Origin of the sequence: Actinomadura fulvescens (assembly GCF_039533225.1) — a bacterium.
Lineage (GTDB): Bacteria > Actinomycetota > Actinomycetes > Streptosporangiales > Streptosporangiaceae > Spirillospora > Spirillospora fulvescens.
This window is the reverse complement of sequence record NZ_BAAATD010000003.1, coordinates 562,621-578,418: the sequence shown is the minus strand read 5'-3', so window position 1 is coordinate 578,418 and position 15,798 is coordinate 562,621. Positions and strand designations below refer to the sequence as shown.

The 15,798-nt window shown below is 71.4% G+C and carries 14 protein-coding genes; 7 read left to right on the top strand and 7 right to left on the bottom strand.

What is annotated here, in order from left to right; genetic code table 11:
• Positions 1 to 95: 95 nt before the first annotated feature.
• The 3 genes from ABD333_RS14740 to ABD333_RS14730 form a co-directional block, all read right to left on the bottom strand.
• Positions 96 to 332, bottom strand: a complete 237-nt coding sequence (locus tag ABD333_RS14740; protein ID WP_344541290.1) for an EF-hand domain-containing protein — start codon at positions 330 to 332, stop codon at positions 96 to 98.
• Between the two features lie 184 nt (positions 333 to 516).
• A complete protein-coding gene (ulaA, locus tag ABD333_RS14735) occupies positions 517 to 1,950 on the bottom strand; it encodes a PTS ascorbate transporter subunit IIC (protein WP_344541288.1) in 1,434 nt (477 codons plus the stop codon).
• Positions 1,951 to 2,028: 78 nt separating this feature from the next.
• Complete coding sequence (locus ABD333_RS14730; RefSeq protein ID WP_344541287.1) at positions 2,029 to 2,760, bottom strand: GntR family transcriptional regulator; 732 nt, start codon at positions 2,758 to 2,760, stop codon at positions 2,029 to 2,031.
• Positions 2,761 to 2,952: 192 nt separating this feature from the next.
• Between ABD333_RS14730 and ABD333_RS14725 the strand changes: the two genes are divergently transcribed.
• The 5 genes from ABD333_RS14725 to ABD333_RS14705 are packed head-to-tail and all read left to right on the top strand — an operon-like array spanning position 2,953 to position 9,705.
• Positions 2,953 to 4,296, top strand: coding sequence for a hypothetical protein (locus tag ABD333_RS14725; protein WP_344541286.1), 1,344 nt, complete (start codon positions 2,953 to 2,955; stop codon positions 4,294 to 4,296).
• A 27-nt stretch (positions 4,297 to 4,323) separates the two neighbouring features.
• Positions 4,324 to 5,706 carry an extracellular solute-binding protein gene (locus tag ABD333_RS14720; RefSeq protein WP_344541285.1) on the top strand — a complete coding sequence of 461 codons (1,383 nt, stop codon included), beginning with the start codon at positions 4,324 to 4,326 and terminating at the stop codon, positions 5,704 to 5,706.
• On the top strand, positions 5,703 to 6,617 hold the full coding sequence (locus ABD333_RS14715) for a carbohydrate ABC transporter permease (RefSeq protein ID WP_344541284.1): 915 nt from the start codon (positions 5,703 to 5,705) through the stop codon (positions 6,615 to 6,617). Before ABD333_RS14720 ends, ABD333_RS14715 begins: the two co-directional genes overlap by 4 nt.
• Entirely contained in the window at positions 6,614 to 7,405 is a 792-nt protein-coding gene (locus ABD333_RS14710) for a carbohydrate ABC transporter permease (RefSeq protein WP_344541283.1), read from the top strand. The genes ABD333_RS14715 and ABD333_RS14710 overlap by 4 nt, the downstream gene beginning before the upstream one ends.
• Before the next feature lie 8 nt (positions 7,406 to 7,413).
• Positions 7,414 to 9,705, top strand: a complete 2,292-nt coding sequence (locus tag ABD333_RS14705; protein WP_344541282.1) for a sugar-binding protein — start codon at positions 7,414 to 7,416, stop codon at positions 9,703 to 9,705.
• A gap of 52 nt (positions 9,706 to 9,757) precedes the next feature.
• Here the strand turns inward: ABD333_RS14705 and ABD333_RS14700 are convergent, their stop codons facing one another.
• On the bottom strand, positions 9,758 to 10,696 hold the full coding sequence (locus ABD333_RS14700; protein WP_344541281.1) for an AraC family transcriptional regulator: 939 nt from the start codon (positions 10,694 to 10,696) through the stop codon (positions 9,758 to 9,760).
• An 85-nt stretch (positions 10,697 to 10,781) separates the two neighbouring features.
• Here ABD333_RS14700 and ABD333_RS14695 point away from each other — a divergent pair, with 85 nt between their 5' ends.
• On the top strand, positions 10,782 to 11,342 hold the full coding sequence (locus ABD333_RS14695) for an anthrone oxygenase family protein (protein ID WP_344541279.1): 561 nt from the start codon (positions 10,782 to 10,784) through the stop codon (positions 11,340 to 11,342).
• A gap of 18 nt (positions 11,343 to 11,360) precedes the next feature.
• On the opposite strand, the gene ABD333_RS14690 is transcribed toward ABD333_RS14695, so the two are convergent.
• Genes ABD333_RS14690 through ABD333_RS14680 form a run of 3 tightly spaced genes read right to left on the bottom strand, consistent with a single transcriptional unit; the run spans position 11,361 to position 14,005 of the window.
• Entirely contained in the window at positions 11,361 to 12,389 is a 1,029-nt protein-coding gene (locus tag ABD333_RS14690) for a maleylpyruvate isomerase family mycothiol-dependent enzyme (protein ID WP_344541278.1), read from the bottom strand.
• 53 nt (positions 12,390 to 12,442) lie between these two features.
• A complete protein-coding gene (locus tag ABD333_RS14685) occupies positions 12,443 to 13,354 on the bottom strand; it encodes a hypothetical protein (RefSeq protein ID WP_344541277.1) in 912 nt (303 codons plus the stop codon).
• A gap of 39 nt (positions 13,355 to 13,393) precedes the next feature.
• Positions 13,394 to 14,005, bottom strand: coding sequence for a TetR/AcrR family transcriptional regulator (locus ABD333_RS14680; RefSeq protein ID WP_344541276.1), 612 nt, complete (start codon positions 14,003 to 14,005; stop codon positions 13,394 to 13,396).
• 138 nt (positions 14,006 to 14,143) lie between these two features.
• Between ABD333_RS14680 and ABD333_RS14675 the strand changes: the two genes are divergently transcribed.
• The gene (locus ABD333_RS14675; RefSeq protein ID WP_344541275.1) at positions 14,144 to 15,787 is read left to right on the top strand and encodes a long-chain fatty acid--CoA ligase; all 1,644 of its coding nucleotides are present in this window, start codon (positions 14,144 to 14,146) and stop codon (positions 15,785 to 15,787) included.
• The last annotated feature ends 11 nt before the right edge of the window (positions 15,788 to 15,798 follow it).

The following is a 15,798-nucleotide window of genomic DNA, read 5'->3' as shown; positions in this document are numbered from 1 at the left end:
ACCGGCCCGGCCGAACGCACACACAACGGCGGCACTGACAAGGCCCACCGGATGGGTCAAGATCCGGTGGGCCTGGGTGACGCGGGAAGGGCGTGCTACGGCCCGGTCAGTCCCCGGGATTCGAGCAGCGTCCGGAGTTCGGGGTAGGAGATGAAACCGTCACGGTTGGTGTCGGCCGTCTCAAAGTGGTCCTGCACTTCGTGGCGGGCCCAGGACAGCCCCAGGCTTTCCAGGACCATCGTGAACTCCATCAGGTCGAGCTTCTCGTCGCCGCCGAGGTCCGCCCGCGTGAAGACGGTGAAAAGGTCGTCCTCGGTCGGTTTGGTGGTCACTCGCGACTCCTCTTTTCGATGCAATATGCCCGCATCATGCCATAGCGCCGTTTCGCCTCTTGAAGGAATCGCCGACCGGTTTATGAATCTTCCGGGGCGACCTGGGGTCCCTCGGCCTGCCCCTGTTGTCCCTTTGACGGCCGTTGCGGAGTGGGGCCCGGTGACGTGCCCTTTTATCGGCATCTCATGCGGCCGGCCCGGCGGCCGCGGGCTCGTCCTGCGTGGCCTCCCGGGCGGCTCTGGCCTTCTCGCGGCGGCCGAGGACGAGCAGGGTGGCGGCGGTGGCGGCCAGGGCGGCGATGGGGACGGCCCAGACGGCGGCGCCGCCGACGACGGGGTCGAGGGCCTTGAGCAGCCAGGCGATGGCGTACCAGTCGGGGTCGGCCAGGGTGGCCAGCTCGGGCGCGGTCGATTCGTACATGCCCCAGGTGACTGCCTGCCCGATCGCCAGGATGAGGCCCGTCAGGACACCGCCGAGCACGGCGCCGCGCCAGCCGGCGACGACGTTGCCGAACAGCGCGGCGGCGCCGCCGACGAAGAACAGCATGATCATGGGCGGTGCGAGGGTGAACCAGCCCGCCGCCGCGAAGACGCCGAGGCAGCCGAGGAACACCACGGTCGCTGACACGAAGCCGAGCATGACCGCGGTCGGGGCGACGGGGAAGACGGTCGGCGCGTCGAGGGCGGGCCGGGTGCCGGGGATGACCTTGTCGCTGAAGCCCTTGAACGCGGGCACGATCTCGGCCAGGAACATCCGCACGCCGAAGAGCAGGATCGCGATGCCGCCCGCGAAGCGCAGCCCGACCAGCAGCCCCCACACCCACGGCGACAGTTTCGGGTCCAGCTCGGCGGCCAGCTTGGTGACCACCGCGTCGTCGGCGAACGCGACGGCGACGAGCATGATGGCGGAGATCACCAGCGCGGTGGAGACGTTGATGTCCTTGAAGAACGACAGCTGGCGCGGCAGCTTGAGCTTCTCGGTGTCGTGCTTCTCGCGGTCGCCCAGGGGGCGGGCGGCGAGCCCGGTCACCAGGCATGCGAGCGAGCTGGTGTGGGCGAACCCGAACCGGTCGTCGGGCATGACCCTGCGCATCAGCGGCCGCATCCACAGCGGTTGCAGCGTCCAGTACGCGGCGACGAAGCCCGCGCCGCACAGCACCAGTGTCAGCTGGTCGGCGTCCGGCGCGATCGTCACCAGCGAGGCGACGGTGACCGTGCTGATCCAGAACATCAGGTGCCCGGTCAGGTACAGATACCGCGCGGCCGGGAAGAGCCGCACGATCAGCACGTGGAGCAGGAACGCCACCGTGATGACCAGCGCGACCGTGCCGCCCTGCTCGGCGAGGAAGCCGGAGAGCGTGTGCTCGGCCTTCGGGGGCTCGGTGTCCATCGCGCTCGCGAGCACGGCCTGGAAGCTGCTCAGCCCGCCGGTGAACACCTCGACGCCGATGAAGAGGATGACCACGCCGATCGTGGCGCGCAGCGCCCCGGCCAGCGTGTCCTCGAAGCGCTTGCGCTGCAGCAGCAGCCCGATGAGCGTGATCAGCCCGATGAGGATGGGCACCTGGCCGAACACGTTGTCGGCCAGGAAGGTGAGGATGTCCTTGACGATGTCCACGGTGGCGTCACCTCGGGATTTCGGGTGCGCGCTGTCGCCCCCGGTCAGCGCGGGTGGAACGGTGGGGGTGAGGGATGGTCAGAGTGATGGCGGCCGCAGGTCGAGTTCGAGCCGGTAGCGGTCCCCGCGGTAGAGCGAGCGGACGTACTCCAGGGGCCGGCCGCGCTCGTCGCGGGTGACCCGTTCGAAGAGGAAGGCGGGCGTGTGGACCGGGACGCCGAGGTCGGCGGCCTCCTCCTCGGTGGTGACGGTCGGCTCGATGGTCTCGGTGCCGGCGGCGATCGTGACGCCCCGGGCCCGCAGCAGGTCGTAGAACGAGCCGCCCTCCAGGTCCTCCTTCCGCAGGCCGGGCAGCAGTTCGGTGGGGGTGTAGAGGGTCTCGATCGCCATCGACGCGCCGTCGGCGAGCCGCAGCCGGCGAATGGTAAATACCTCTTCGACGGGTGAGAGGGACAGCCTCCGGCCGATCTTCGCGCCGGCCGAGACGGTGCGAAACGACAGCACCCGGCCGCCGGGCCGCATCCCGCGCCGGATCATGTCCTCGGTGAAGGAGGTCATGGTCAGCGGCACGGCGATGCGCGGCTCGGCCACGTACGTGCCGCTGCCGTGCCGCCGGTCGAGCAGGCCGTCGGCGACCAGATCGTCGATCGCGGCGCGGAGGGTCGGCCGCGAGACGCCCAGCGTCCCGGCCAGCCGCCGCTCCGGTGGCAGCGCGTCGCCGACGTCGAGACCGCCCAGCATCGCGAGGAGCTCACGGCGGACGGCCCGCCTTTTGGTGTTCGCAGCGCCGTCGTCACCAGCGGATGTCATGCCGTTCACCCCCCACGATGCCGTTCGGTTGGCGGCAACGGTAAGGCCAGTGCGGCCGACTGGTCAATACCACTTTTGTGAACATCTGTGGCTGGTGCGATGCGGTGAGCGTGGGTTAGCGTCGCGAACGATCCCGTCTGGATCTTCGCAGCGCCACGTGAGGAGATGACGGAACATGATGGAGACGGTGGCATGAAGGCGTTCACCCGAGGCGTCGCCGCCCTCGCACTGCCGCTCGCCCTGGCGGCCGCGCCGGCGGCCCACGCGGCTCCGGCGGCCCTCGCCGCCCCCGGGGGCGGCACCGGCCCGGGCGGCTGGCGGCTGGTGGCGGCCGAGCCGTTCAACCGGCACGTGGACGACCGGCACGCGGCGTGGTTCCGCGACGACGACGGTCCCGCGAGCCCGTACAACGTGGACGTCTACGACAACGACGGCGCCTTCTTCGAGACGGTGGGCGGTCCGGCCTTCCGCGAGCAGCTGGCGAAGGTCCACACCTACCGCAAGTCGTTCAGCTTCGGTGCCCGCGGCTGGCTCACCGCCGAGCTCGCGGCCCGCGACGAGGACGGCGACGGCACGCCGGACGCGCCGCCGACGCTCCGCACGCGCGGTGGCGTCGCGCGCATGGACGAGCCCAGCCACAAGGGCGGCGTGCTGGTCCGGTCGTCCAAGCCGCTGCCCGCCGAGTACCGCGTCGAGATGACGCTGCGCGGGCTCGACTTCGGCGGCCGGCGCGGCGGCTCATGGGACTATCCGGACGGCCGGATCAACGGCTACTCGCCGCAGGGATGCAAGACCAACCATCCGTGGGCGTCCGGCGGGGACTTCTCCCGGCCCGAGTGCTCGTGGTTCGACGTGCGCACCGACGCCAACGGGTTCTACTACCTCGGCATCATGGACTACGCGCGCCCGGCCCCGCACAACAACGTGTTCATCCACACGCACCGCAAGGTGGCGATGGACTCCTACAACCGCTACAAGTACACCGGCACCGGCCTGCGGGTATGCAACCCGGTGACCAAGCAGTACGAGCCGTACGGAGCCAGCACCGGAAACGGCGTCAACGCCATCTTCATGACCGACGACCGGCGCTACGCCAACCAGCCGGGTACGGAATACCTCATGGAGAGCGAGTGCGGCTTCGCCAAGGGCAAGGCGATCGTCTCCCAGGTGGACCTGCGGCCGGAGCTGCTCCCGGCCGAGCCGTACAAGTTCGCCATCGAACGCCGCGACGGCGCGTACACCATGGAGATGTCGGGCAACTTCGCTCATGTGGGCCAGGCGACGTTCCGCTACACCAGGTCGTTCGTCCAGGACGGCGAGCCGATCTGGCACTACAACCAGAAGGCCGCGGACTACGACGGCCGCTTCAACGCCGACTGGACCTGGAGCGGTCCCGGAGGGACGCTCGTCGACAAGGACACCTGGCCCGCCGGATCGGCCTACCCCGACCACTTCATCATCGGTGACCCGCACATGAACTTCTACGAGGGCGACGCGCAGATCGACGACGTCCGCCTCTTCGTCCCGGAGAAGTAGCCACCATCCTCTGAGAAGGAGCCGCACGTGGTCCTGGAACCGGTCGGTCGAATCGGTCGGAGCGCAAGGCCGCTCGGCACGGCGGTCGCCGCCGTGCTCGCGCTCGGCCTCGGCACGGCGTGCGCGCCGGGCTCGGACAACGACAAGCCCGCGAGCAGGGCGCCCGCCGCTGTCAACACCGACATCGCCAAGGCGGGCAACGTCGTGCTCACCGTCTGGGACCAGGAGATCCAGGGCGGGCAGCGCAAGCAGATCGAGATGCTGAACGCCCGGTTCCAGGCCAGATTCCCCAATGTCACGATCAAGCGGGTGGCGCGGTCGTTCACCGACCTGCAGAAGACCCTGCGGCTCGCGCTCTCCGGCGACGACCCGCCCGACATCGTGCAGGCCAACCAGGGCTACGCCGCCATGGGCCAGGTCGTGAAGGGCGGCCTGCTGCTTCCGCTCGACTCCTACGACCGGGTGTACGGGTGGAAGAAGCGCTATCCCAAGGGCCTGATGGACCTCAACAGCGTGACGCCGGACGGCAAATCCATCGGCGGCGGCAATCTGTACGGCGTCTCGCTGAACGGCGAGATCGTCGGCATCTACTACAACAAGGACAAGCTGGCCAAGATCGGAATCCAGCCGCCGAAGACCTGGGCCGAGTTCGAACAGGCGCTCGCCACGGCCAAGAGCAAGGGCGAGCTGCCGCTGGCGCTCGGCAACGTGGAGAAGCTTCCCGCCATGCAGCTGTACGGGCTCATCCAGGACCAGATGGCCGGCAAGCAGGCGGTGCGCGACCTGGTCTTCGGCCGGAAGGGCTCCTGGACCGACCAGCCGAACGTCCAGGCCGCGCAGAAGCTGGCCGCCTGGGCCGCGCGGGGCTATCTCAACAAGGACGCCAACGCCGTCAAGTGGGACGACACCCCGGTCAACTTCGCCAAGGGACAGGGCGTCTTCATGGTCGGCGGCACCTGGTGGGCCGCCGACCTGAAGGAGAAGCTGGGCGACAAGGTGGGCTTCATGCTTCCGCCGCCGGCGCAGGCCGGCGCGGCACCGGTCACGATGGGCGGGGAGAGCTTGCCGTTCGCCATCACCGCCAAGGCCAAGCATCCCGACGTGGCCGCGGCCTACATCAACTTCATCACCTCGCCGGAGGCCATGGACGTCTCCGTCGAGACCGGCAACCTGCCCGCCCTCGCGCCGCCGTCCAGGCAGCCGGACGGCGCCGTGATGAAGGAGATAGCCGCGGCATGGGCGGAGCTGAGCAAGAGCGACGGGATCACCCCGTACATCGACTACGCGACGCCCAACCTCGCCGACACCTTCGGCGGCCCCCTCCAGCGGCTCATCGCCGGGAAGGCGACGCCGCAGCAGGCACTCGGTGACGCGCAGCGGGACTACTCCGAGTTCCTGAAGAAGAAGTGACGCCCGGACAAGACGGCTCCGGCCGTGGCCGGCCGCCCGGTGAGCCGCGCGGCGTGGGCTGGCTATACGTGCTGCCCGCCCTGCTGGTGTACGCCGCGTTCCTGCTCTGGCCCCTCGTGCGCGGCGTCTGGTTCTCGCTGTACGAGTGGGACGGGATCAGCACCGGTACCTGGGCGGGACTGTCCAACTACACCAAGACCCTGAGCGATCCCTCCCTGCGCGCCGCGTTCGGCCACGCCCTGATCCTGGTGGTGTTCTACGCGGTCATCCCGTGCCTGATCGGGTTCGTCCTCGTCGGCGCGGTGTCGCGGAGCCGGATCAGGGGCCTCACGTTCTTCCGGACGGTGCTGTTCCTGCCGCAGGTCGTGGCCATGGTCGCCGTCGCGGTGGCCTGGCAGTGGGTCTACTCGGCGGACGGCCTGGTCAACGGTCTGCTGCGCGGCCTGCACCGTCTCGGCCTGCCCGACTGGTCGCGGGGCTGGCTCGGGGACTTCACGTTCGCGCTCCCTGCGGTAGGCCTCATCGGCACCTGGGTCGAGATCGGGCTCGCCATGGTGCTGTTCCTGGCCGGGGTGCAGAAGATCCCGCGCGAGCTGTACGAGGCGGCCCGCATCGACGGCGCGGGCCCGGTGCGCGAGTTCCTCGCGGTCACGCTGCCGGGGCTGCGCCGGGAACTCGCGGTCGCGCTGACGCTCACCAGCGCCGCGGCGCTGCGGAACTTCGACCTGATCTTCGTGACCACCAAGGGCGGCCCGGGGGAGACGACCAAGGTCCCGGCGTACGAGGTCTACAACAGGGCGTTCAACACCGGCGAGGTGGGGCTGGCGTGCGCGATCGGCGTCACGCTGGCCGCGCTCATCTTCCTGCTGACCGCCGGAGTCAGCCGCCTCGCCGAGGGGAGGCAGGCATGATCGCGCGCCGGGAGGCCGTGCTCAACCACACGATCCTCGTCGTGTTCGCGATCGTCGCGGTGTTCCCGCTGGCGGCCGTCGTCGCGCAGGCCTTCCAGCTGCCGGGGTTCGACCTGTCGACGTTCCGGGAGGCGTGGCGGGAGGGCCACTTCGCGACGTACCTGCGCAACAGCGTCATCGTCACCGCCGCCACGGTCACCGTCGCCTCCGTGCTGTCGATCATGGCGGGCTACGCGCTCGGCGTGCTCGCGCCGCGCGGCTCGGGCGCGCTGTTCCTGCTCTTCCTGGCCGGGCTCACCATCCCGACCGAGGCCGTCGTGATCCCGCTCTACTTCGACCTGCGCTCCCTGGACCTGGACAACACCTACGCGGGCGTGGTCCTGCCGCAGATCGCCCAGTCGGTGGCGTTCGGCACGTTCTGGATGCGCGCCTACTTCCGTGCCTGCCCGCGGTCGCTGATCGAGGCGGCCCGGATGGACGGGGCGTCGAGCTGGACGACGTTGTGGCGGATCCTGGTCCCCATGGGCGGGCCCGCGATCCTCACCATGGTGCTGCTCACCTCGATGTGGACCTGGAACGAGTTCCTGTTGCCCCTGGTGATCCTCAACTCCGACGAGGGGCTGCGCACCGCCCCGCTGGGGCTGTCGTTCTTCCAGGGGGCGCACCAGACCGACTACGCGCCGCTGATGGCCGGAGCACTGATCATCGCGGCGCCGATCGTGGCCGTCTACGTCGTCCTGCAGCGGCGGTTCATCGCCGGAATGCTCTCGGGGGCCATCAAGGAGTAGGAGTTCCCATGAGGAGACTGGCACTGCCCGCCGTCCTCGCCGCCGTGCTCGCGGGAACGGCCGTCACGGCCGTCCCGGCGCGGGCGGCCGGGCCGCCGGAGAAGGGCAGGCTGGACGTGCTGTTCGTTGGGGCGCACCCCGACGACGAGGCCGGTGGCCTGTCGACGTACGGCCAGTGGAACGAGTTCGACGGCGCCAAGGTCGGCGTGCTCACGGTCACCCGCGGCGAGGGCGGCGGCAACGCGGTCGGCACCGAGGAGGGTCCGCCTCTCGGCCTGCTGCGCGAGGACGAGGAACGCCGCGCGGTCGGCAAGGCTGGCATCACCGACGTGCACTACCTGGACAAGGTCGACTTCTACTACACGGTGAGCGCGCCGCTGACGGCAGGGGCCTGGAACCACCGGGCCGCCCTGGAGAAGGTCGTGCGGCTGGTCCGGGAGACCCGGCCGAAGACGATCGTCACCATGGAACCCGCACCGCTGCCCGGCCAGCACGGACATCACCAGGAGGCGGCGCGCCTGGCCATCGAGGCGTACTTCGCCGCCGCCGACCCCAAGGCCGGCCCCAAGGACGTGCCGCGTCCCTGGGCCGCGCGGCGGCTCCTGATCACGGGCGGGGCGACCGGGCCCGCCGGGCCGTCCTGCGTCACGAACTTCACGCCGTCCGACCCGAAGGCCACCGTCATCGGCGTCTGGGGCGGCCGGGCCTCGCCGCGCAACGGCGGCAGGACCTGGGCGCAGGTCGAACGCGAGGCGCAGCGGATGTACGTGAGCCAGGGCTGGGCCGGCTTCCCCGACGTTCCCGCCGACCCGGCCAAGATCGGGTGTGACTACTTCACGCAGGTGCACAGCCGCGAACGTCCCGCCCGCGCCGAGCCACGGAACGGCCCCGCCGTCACCGGTGAGCAGGAGCCGCTGCCCCGCGTCGCCGACTTCGACTCCTGGGCCGCGCGGACCGGCGTACCCGGGCTCATCGGCCGGATGAAACGGGTGCTCACGCTGGGTGCGGGCCGGTCCCGCACGGTACGGATCGACCTGGCCAACACCACGTCCTCGGCGCAGTCCGGCACCGTCAAGCTCGACCTGCCGAAGGGCTTCGCCGCCGACGCCGCCAGCAAGCCGTACGAGCTTGCCGCCGGGGCCGAGGGCGCGGTGACCTTCACGGTGGAGAACACCGACGCCTCCGTGCCGGCCTCCAACGACTACACCATCACCACGACCAGCACCTCGGGGCCGCCCGACGTACGCAAGGCCGCTCTCGAACTCGTGCCGGTGGCGGTCCTTCCCAAGGCGGGAACGGCGCCGCGGATCGACGGCAGGGAGGGTTCCGGCGAGTACACCGGCCCCGCCCTCGACCTCTCCCGGGTCTGGGAGGGCAGCGCGTGCGAGTCGGCGGCCGACTGCTCGGCCACCGGCAAGGTGACCTGGACCGCCGACGCCCTGCACGTGCTCGTCCACGTACGGGACGACAAGCGGGGCACCGTGCTCGGAGCCGACGACTGCAAGCGGCACTGGCGAACGGACTCCGTGGAGATCGCCATCGACCCGCGCGGAACCTCGGAGAACACCTCCACCACGTTCAAGAGCGGAATCTTCCCGGCCATGGCCGACGGTCAGCCGTGCTTCGAACGCGACGCCGACCATCGCCAGGGACCGGGCAAGGAGACCGCGCCGGGCATGGAGGTCTCCGCGACCGTTTCCGAGCCCTACACCGGCTACACCGTGGAGGCGAAGATCCCGTTCACCGTGCTCCCGGCCGCCGTCGACCCGGAGCGGATGGCGTTGAACCTCTTCGTCTACGACTCCGACACCCAGGACAAGACCGGGCAGACCCGCCTCGGGTGGTCCACCTTCGGCGGCGTCCAGGGCGACCCGTACCGGTGGGGCCTGGTCACGCTCCCCGGCCACGTCCCGCCGCCGGGCATGCCGGGCACCGCGCCGCCGCCGGTGATGCCGGCCGAGGCGGCACTGTCGCACACCTCGCCGCTGTCGATCGTGCAGGCCGCCGAGACCGGGATACCGCTGGCCGGAGGGCGCGCCGCGCCGTGGTGGGACACGGCGCGGATCGCCGGACGGCCCGCCGTCTCCGGTGGGGCGACGACGTTCCGGCTTGCGGCGACCGGTCCGGGCACCGCGCACGCGTACGTCTGGGACGGGAAGATCCTCGGCAGCAGGAAGATCGCCGTCCGCGGGCCGGGGCTCACGACCGTGACCGTGCCCGGGGCGACGGGAGTCCTCGCCGTGGCGTTCGAGGCCCGGGCGGGTGGGACCGCGAGCAGCGCCGCCCGGCTGCGCGAATGAGCGGCGCAGCTCAGGCGGCGCTGTTCAGACGGCGCTGTTCAGGCGGCGCTGTTCAGGCGGTGGCGCGTTCGCGGTACTCCTGCGGGCTGAGGCCGCGGACGCGCTTGAACGCCGTGCTCAGCGCGAAGGCGTTGCTGTAGCCGACCTTCCTGGCCACGGCCTCCAGGGTGCTGTCGGTCTCGCGCAGCATGTCCGCGGCCTGCGCGAGCCGCAGCCCCGTGAGGTAGGACATGGGCGGCTCGCCGACGAGCTTGCCGAAACGCTGGGCGAGCGCCGCGCGGGACACGCCGGTCTTCGCGGCGAGGGACGCCACCGTCCACGGATGCGCCATGTCGTCGTGGAGCAGCTGGAGCGCGGGACCCACCACCGGGTCGCCGTGCGCCTTGAACCAGCCCGGCGCGTTCGCCCCCGGCCGGTTGAACCAGGCCCGCAGCGACGAGATCAGCAGCAGGTCGAGCAGCCGGTCCAGGACGGCCTCCTGGCCGGGGTCGTCCTTGACGATCTCCTGGCCGAGGAACGCGACGAGGGCGTTGTCCCAGGCGTCCGCGGGCAGCACCAGCAGCGGAGGCAGCGCGGCCAGCAGCCGCTGGGTGATCTCACCGCGCATGTGGTAGGTGCCGATGAGCATCACGGTCTCGCCGTCGGCGCTGTTGCCCCAGGAGCGCACGCCGAGCGCCATCTTCTCCGCCAGCGGCTCGCCGTAGAGCGTCGTGCACCTGTTGCCGGGATGGATCACCATCTGCGGTGGCGTCGCACGGTCGTCGGCGACCGTGTAGTGGTCGGGCCCGCGGGTGATCGCGATGTCCCCCGGGCCGAGCCGGAGGGCGTCGCCGTCGTCGGGGACGACCCAGGCCGTGCCCTTGACCACGGCCGTCAGGCAGAGCGGCGCCTCGTCCTCGATGCGCAGTGACCAGGGCGGGTCCAGCATCGCCCGCAGCATGAAGGCCCCCCGGGCCCGGGGCCCGTCGAGAAGATCGGTCAGCGCGTCCATGGCCACAGATTAGACGCGAAACCGGCGCCCGCGACCGCCTGCGCCGGGCCCTGGACCCGCGCGTATGCGGTCAAGCCTTTCAGCCATGCCGGTGCGGGCCGCCCGCCGGTTGACTGAGAACATCACCGCCGAGGACTTCACGGCCCAGGAGGACACCATGACGGAACTGTTCCAGAATCTCTCGCTGCTCGCCGCCACGATCGCCCTGGGCATGATGGCGGGCCTGTTCACCGCCTTCTCCTACGCGATCATGCCCGGCCTCGCCCGGACCGGCGACCGCACGTTCGTGCACGCCATGCAGCGGATCAACGTGGCGATCCTCAACGGCTGGTTCGGGTTCGGCTTCGCCGGGTCGTTGATCTTCACCGCGATCGCGGCCGTGCTGCACCTCGGGGCGGGGGACCGGGACGCGCTGCCGTGGATCATCGCGGCCCTCGTCCTGTACGTGGCGACGCTCGCCATCACGTTCCGGGTCAACGTCCCGCTCAACAACGAGCTGGACAGGGCGGGGGAGCCGGGTGCCGTCACCGACCCGGGCGCCGTGCGCCGGCGGTTCGAGGCGACGTGGGTGCGCTGGAACCACGTCCGGTCGGTCACCAGCACCCTGGCCCTGGGCTGCCTCGCGTGGGCCCTTCTCCAGCACTGACGTCCCGTGCGGAGCGTTCTAGTCGCAGCCGAGCGTCGACGCGGCGTGCAGCACGTCCGCGACGACGGCCGGATCGCCCTGGGCCCGGTGCGGGAAGCTTCCGGGCGCGCGGCGCCCGGCCAGCAGGCGGCAGAAGTCCTCGGCGCCGGCCGTGATGGTGACGTCGGGCGGGCCCGGCTCGCCGCCCAGCGCCAGCGGTACGGTCCACTCGCCCGCACCCGGGCCGGTCAGCACCAGGCGCGCGGTCGCTCCGGGGTGCTCTCGGCGCAGGACGCGCAGCGCCCGGGGGAGCAGGCCGATCCCGAGCTCGACGATGAGGCGCAGGTGCCCGGCGGGCGGCGGCACGCGGGGACGGCCGGCGACCGCGCGGATGTCGTCGGCGTGCGTCCACGTCTCGAAGGTCCGCTGGACGAGCGCCGAGCGCGCGGGGGCCCGGACGGGCCGGGCACCGGCGAGCGAGGCCTCCCGGTCGAGCAGCGCCACGTCACCGGACACGCCCTCGACCACGGCCCGCGCCTGGGCGTGCCAGGCGTCGTGGTGGCCGTGCCGTGCCGGCTGCGGCAGCCCGAGATCGGCGGCGAACCTGGCGTCGTTGCCGGTCAGGTGCGCGATCAGCTCGCGCACCGAGCCGTACCGCTGGAGCGGTGTCCGCCACAGCCCCGGGCTCAGCGACATCAGCAGCTCGTCCATCAGCGCGACCTGCGCCGCGTAGGCGCCGGCGAGCCCGGCCACCGGCTCCACGACCGCGCCCACCGTGCCGACCGCCCCGGCCGCCCCGGCCGCGCCGGGGGCGCCCATGACGGCGACGCCCGGCGCGCGGCGGTGCCGCGCGGCGGCCAGCAGGCGCGGGCGAAGCGCCGCGGGCGGCGGCACCGCGGCCGCGACCGCGAGCAGCGCCGTGGTGCCGTGCAGGCGGGCGGCCTCGGACGAGCAGCGCGAGCAGCCCGCCACATGAGCGGAAATGAGGGACGCCTCGTCCGCGGGGCACGCGTCCAGTGCCCAGGCGGCGAGCGACCCGTCCATGTCCGGATGTCCTTTCTCGCTCATCCCGGCCTCCTCCTCAGACGGTACGCCTCCGCGGACGCGGGCAGAAGGCCCCGCTACCGGTCGGCCGGGTAGCCCGGATAGGACTCCTTGAACACGCCCTGGTGCAGGAGGACCTCGGCCACCGGCGGCCCGCCCGCCTCAGCCGTGACGGTCGTGCGGATCCACGCGGACTCGGTGCGGCGGCTCTCGCCGAGGGCGACGACCTCGCGTTCGAGGACGTACGGCTCGTCGACGAGGACCGGCCCGGCGAGCATGCGGATCTCCAGGTCGAGGAAGAGGCCGACCGACGGCTCGGCCTTGGTCAGCCCGGACTCGCCGAAGGTGGCCATGGCCAGCACGCTGACCATCTCCACGGGCACGATCGGACGGCCCCAGGGGGTGTCATCCGACTCGTACCAGGGGCTGGGCTCGGTGATCGAGGCCAGCTTCTGGCGGAGCGTGAACGGATACAGGTCGCCCAGGTGCGTGTCGGCGGCCATGCGCACGCGCTCCGGCGCGACGCCCTTGCGGCCGGGCGCCCAGCCCGCGTGGATCACCGGCTCGGCGACGGGCGGCCTGGTCTTGGCGAGCCGTTCGTCCAGGGCGGTGGGCCCGGCGTCCGGTCCCAGGGTGGCGGTGCCCGACAGGACGACGGTGCCGTCCGCCTTCTCGGTGCGCACCTGGACCCGGGACGGCGCGGGGCCGTCCAGCGCCACCAGCGCGCGGGTCTGCTCGCCCTCGGCGCAGATGGCCTGGAAATGCGCGCTGAGGCAGCCGGACTCGAACCATCGGCGGCCCCACAGCGTGGCGAGCAGCGGGTCGAACTGGCTGAAGTGCGTCGGTCCCTCGATGGCCGCTCCCGAAACGCCGAGCCGCCGCGCGGTCGTCTCGTCGTGGATGCTCGCGTGATCGCCGTAGGTCTGCTCGCCGAGCAGGTTGCGCGGCACGCGCGGCGGGCCGGACAGCTCCATCGGGGTCACGAACATCGGCTCCTCCGTGAGATCGAGATCATGCCTGGCGTGCGCCTAGGCCGCGCCGGTGTCGCCGCGAAGGCCGTCCAGGAACAGGGCGACGTAGTGCGCGCCGATCGCCTCGGCCTTCAGGCGCCCGCCCGCGTGGTACCAGGTGGGGAGCTGGTGGACGGCCCCGAAGAAGAAGTGCACGGCCAGGTCGGCGGGCGTCCCGGCGCGGAAGGCGCCGGCGCCCTGCCCCTCCTCGATCAGCGCGCGGAACCGTTCGTGGTAGCGTCGCCGCTCGGCCCGGACGGCCTGCTGCCGGGTCGCCGGGAGCATGTGCATGGAGCGCCAGAAGACCGTGAAGTCGTCCAGGTGCAAAAAGCTCGTCTCCAGCACGTCGAGGGCGGCCGCGCGCAGCCGTTCCTCCGCTCCGCCCGGCCCGTCGGCGATGCGCTCCAGCCGGCTCATCTGCATCGCCAGGAGCCGGTGGTAGATCTCGTAGAGCAGATCGTCCTTGGCGCCGAAGTAGTGGTACATCGCGCCCTTGGTGACGCCCGCCGCCTCGACGATCTCCTGGACCGACGTGCTCGCGTAGCCCTTCTCGGCGAACATGCGCGTCGCGACGGCGAGCAGCCGGTCGGGGATCGGGAGCCCCGCCCGTCCCGCCTGTGTCTCCGTCACCGCGCACCTCCGCCTGCCGACTGCCGATCACCCTACCGGGCTCGTTCCACCATTGACGCGACCCTTTCTCCGCCTTACGGTACCGACCAGTCGGTATGTGCGGAACCACCAATGATTCTCAGCCCCGGAGAAACGGTCATGATTTCCAGCACCATGCAGGATTTCCCGCTCTCGATCACCGCCGTCCTGCGCCACGGTTCCCGTGTGCACGCGGGCAGCGAGTGCGTGACATGGACAGGCGAGGGGGTACGCCGCACCGGCTACGCGCAGATCGCGCGGAACGCCGAACGCCTCGCCGCGGCACTCGCCAGGCTGGGCGTGCGCCCCGGAGACGCGGTGGCGACCTTCTGCTGGAATCACCAGGAACACCTGGAGGCCTATTTCGCCGTGCCCGCCATGGGCGCGGTCCTGCACACCCTCAACATCCGGCTTTTCCCGCACCAGCTCGCGCACATCGTCAATCACGCCGAAGACGAGGTCGTCATCGTCGACGACAGCCTGGTGCCGCTGCTGGCGCGGGTCGTGGACGAGCTGCGCACGGTCAACGCGTTCATCGTCGTCGGCAGCGGGGACGCGTCCGCGCTGGAGGCCAACGGCCGGGGCGTCCCGGTGCTGCGCTACGACGACCTGCTCGCGGCCGAGGAGCCCGGGTACGCGTGGCCCGAGCTCGACGAGCGCGCGGCGGCCTCCATGTGTTATACGAGCGGCACCACCGGGGATCCCAAGGGCGTCGTGTATTCGCACCGCTCCACGTTCCTGCACGCGCTGGCGGTCCAGTCTGCCTCCCTGGAGGGCATCACCGAGGCCGACCGGGTGCTGGCGATCGTGCCCATGTTCCATGTGAACGCCTGGGGCCTGCCCTACGCGGCGTTCCTGTCCGGCGCCACGCTCCACATGCCCGGCCGCTTCCTGCAGCCGGACCACCTCACCCGGTTCATCAGCGCCGAGCGGACCACGTTCGCCTCCGCCGTGCCGACGATCTGGAGCGCCATCCTGGAGTACGGGTCCGCCCACGAGATCGACCTGTCGTCGCTGCGGGTGGGCACGTCCGGCGGCGCGGCGGCGCCGCGGGCCCTGCTCGAACGATTCGAGGAACGGCACGGCCTGCGCATCGTCCAGGGCTGGGGGATGACCGAGACCAGCCCGCTCGGCGGCATGGCGCTCCCGCCGCCCGAGTCGGAACGCGGATCGGCCGAGGACCTGCACTGGCGGCTGAAGTCGGGCCGTGTCGCGGCGGGCGTGGAGATGCGGATCGTCGACGACGCGGACGGGGAACTGCCCTGGGACGGCGCGTCCGTCGGTGAGATCGAGGTCCGCGGCCCATGGATCACCGGCTCGTACCACCGCGATCCGGCGCCGGAGAAGTTCCACGACGGCTGGCTGCGCACCGGCGACGTCGGCACGATCGACGACCGCGGCTTCTTCCAGATCACCGACCGGGCCAAGGACGTCATCAAGTCCGGCGGCGAGTGGATCTCCTCGGTCGAGCTGGAGAACCACCTGATGGCGCATCCGGCCGTGCTGGAGGCCGCCGTGATCGGCATTCCTGACCCCCGCTGGGACGAGCGCCCGCTCGCCTGCGTGGTGCTGCGCCCCGGCAGCACGACGACGGCCGCGGAGCTGGCGGGCTTCCTCGACGACAAGGTGGCGCGCTGGCAGGTCCCGGAGAACTGGGCCTTCCTCCCCGAGATCCCGAAGACCACCACAGGCAAGTTCGACAAGAAGCCGTTGCGGGCGGACCATCGCGACTCGGCCCTGAAGGTCGAGCGCGTCGACCGCTGAGAAGGAGAGCG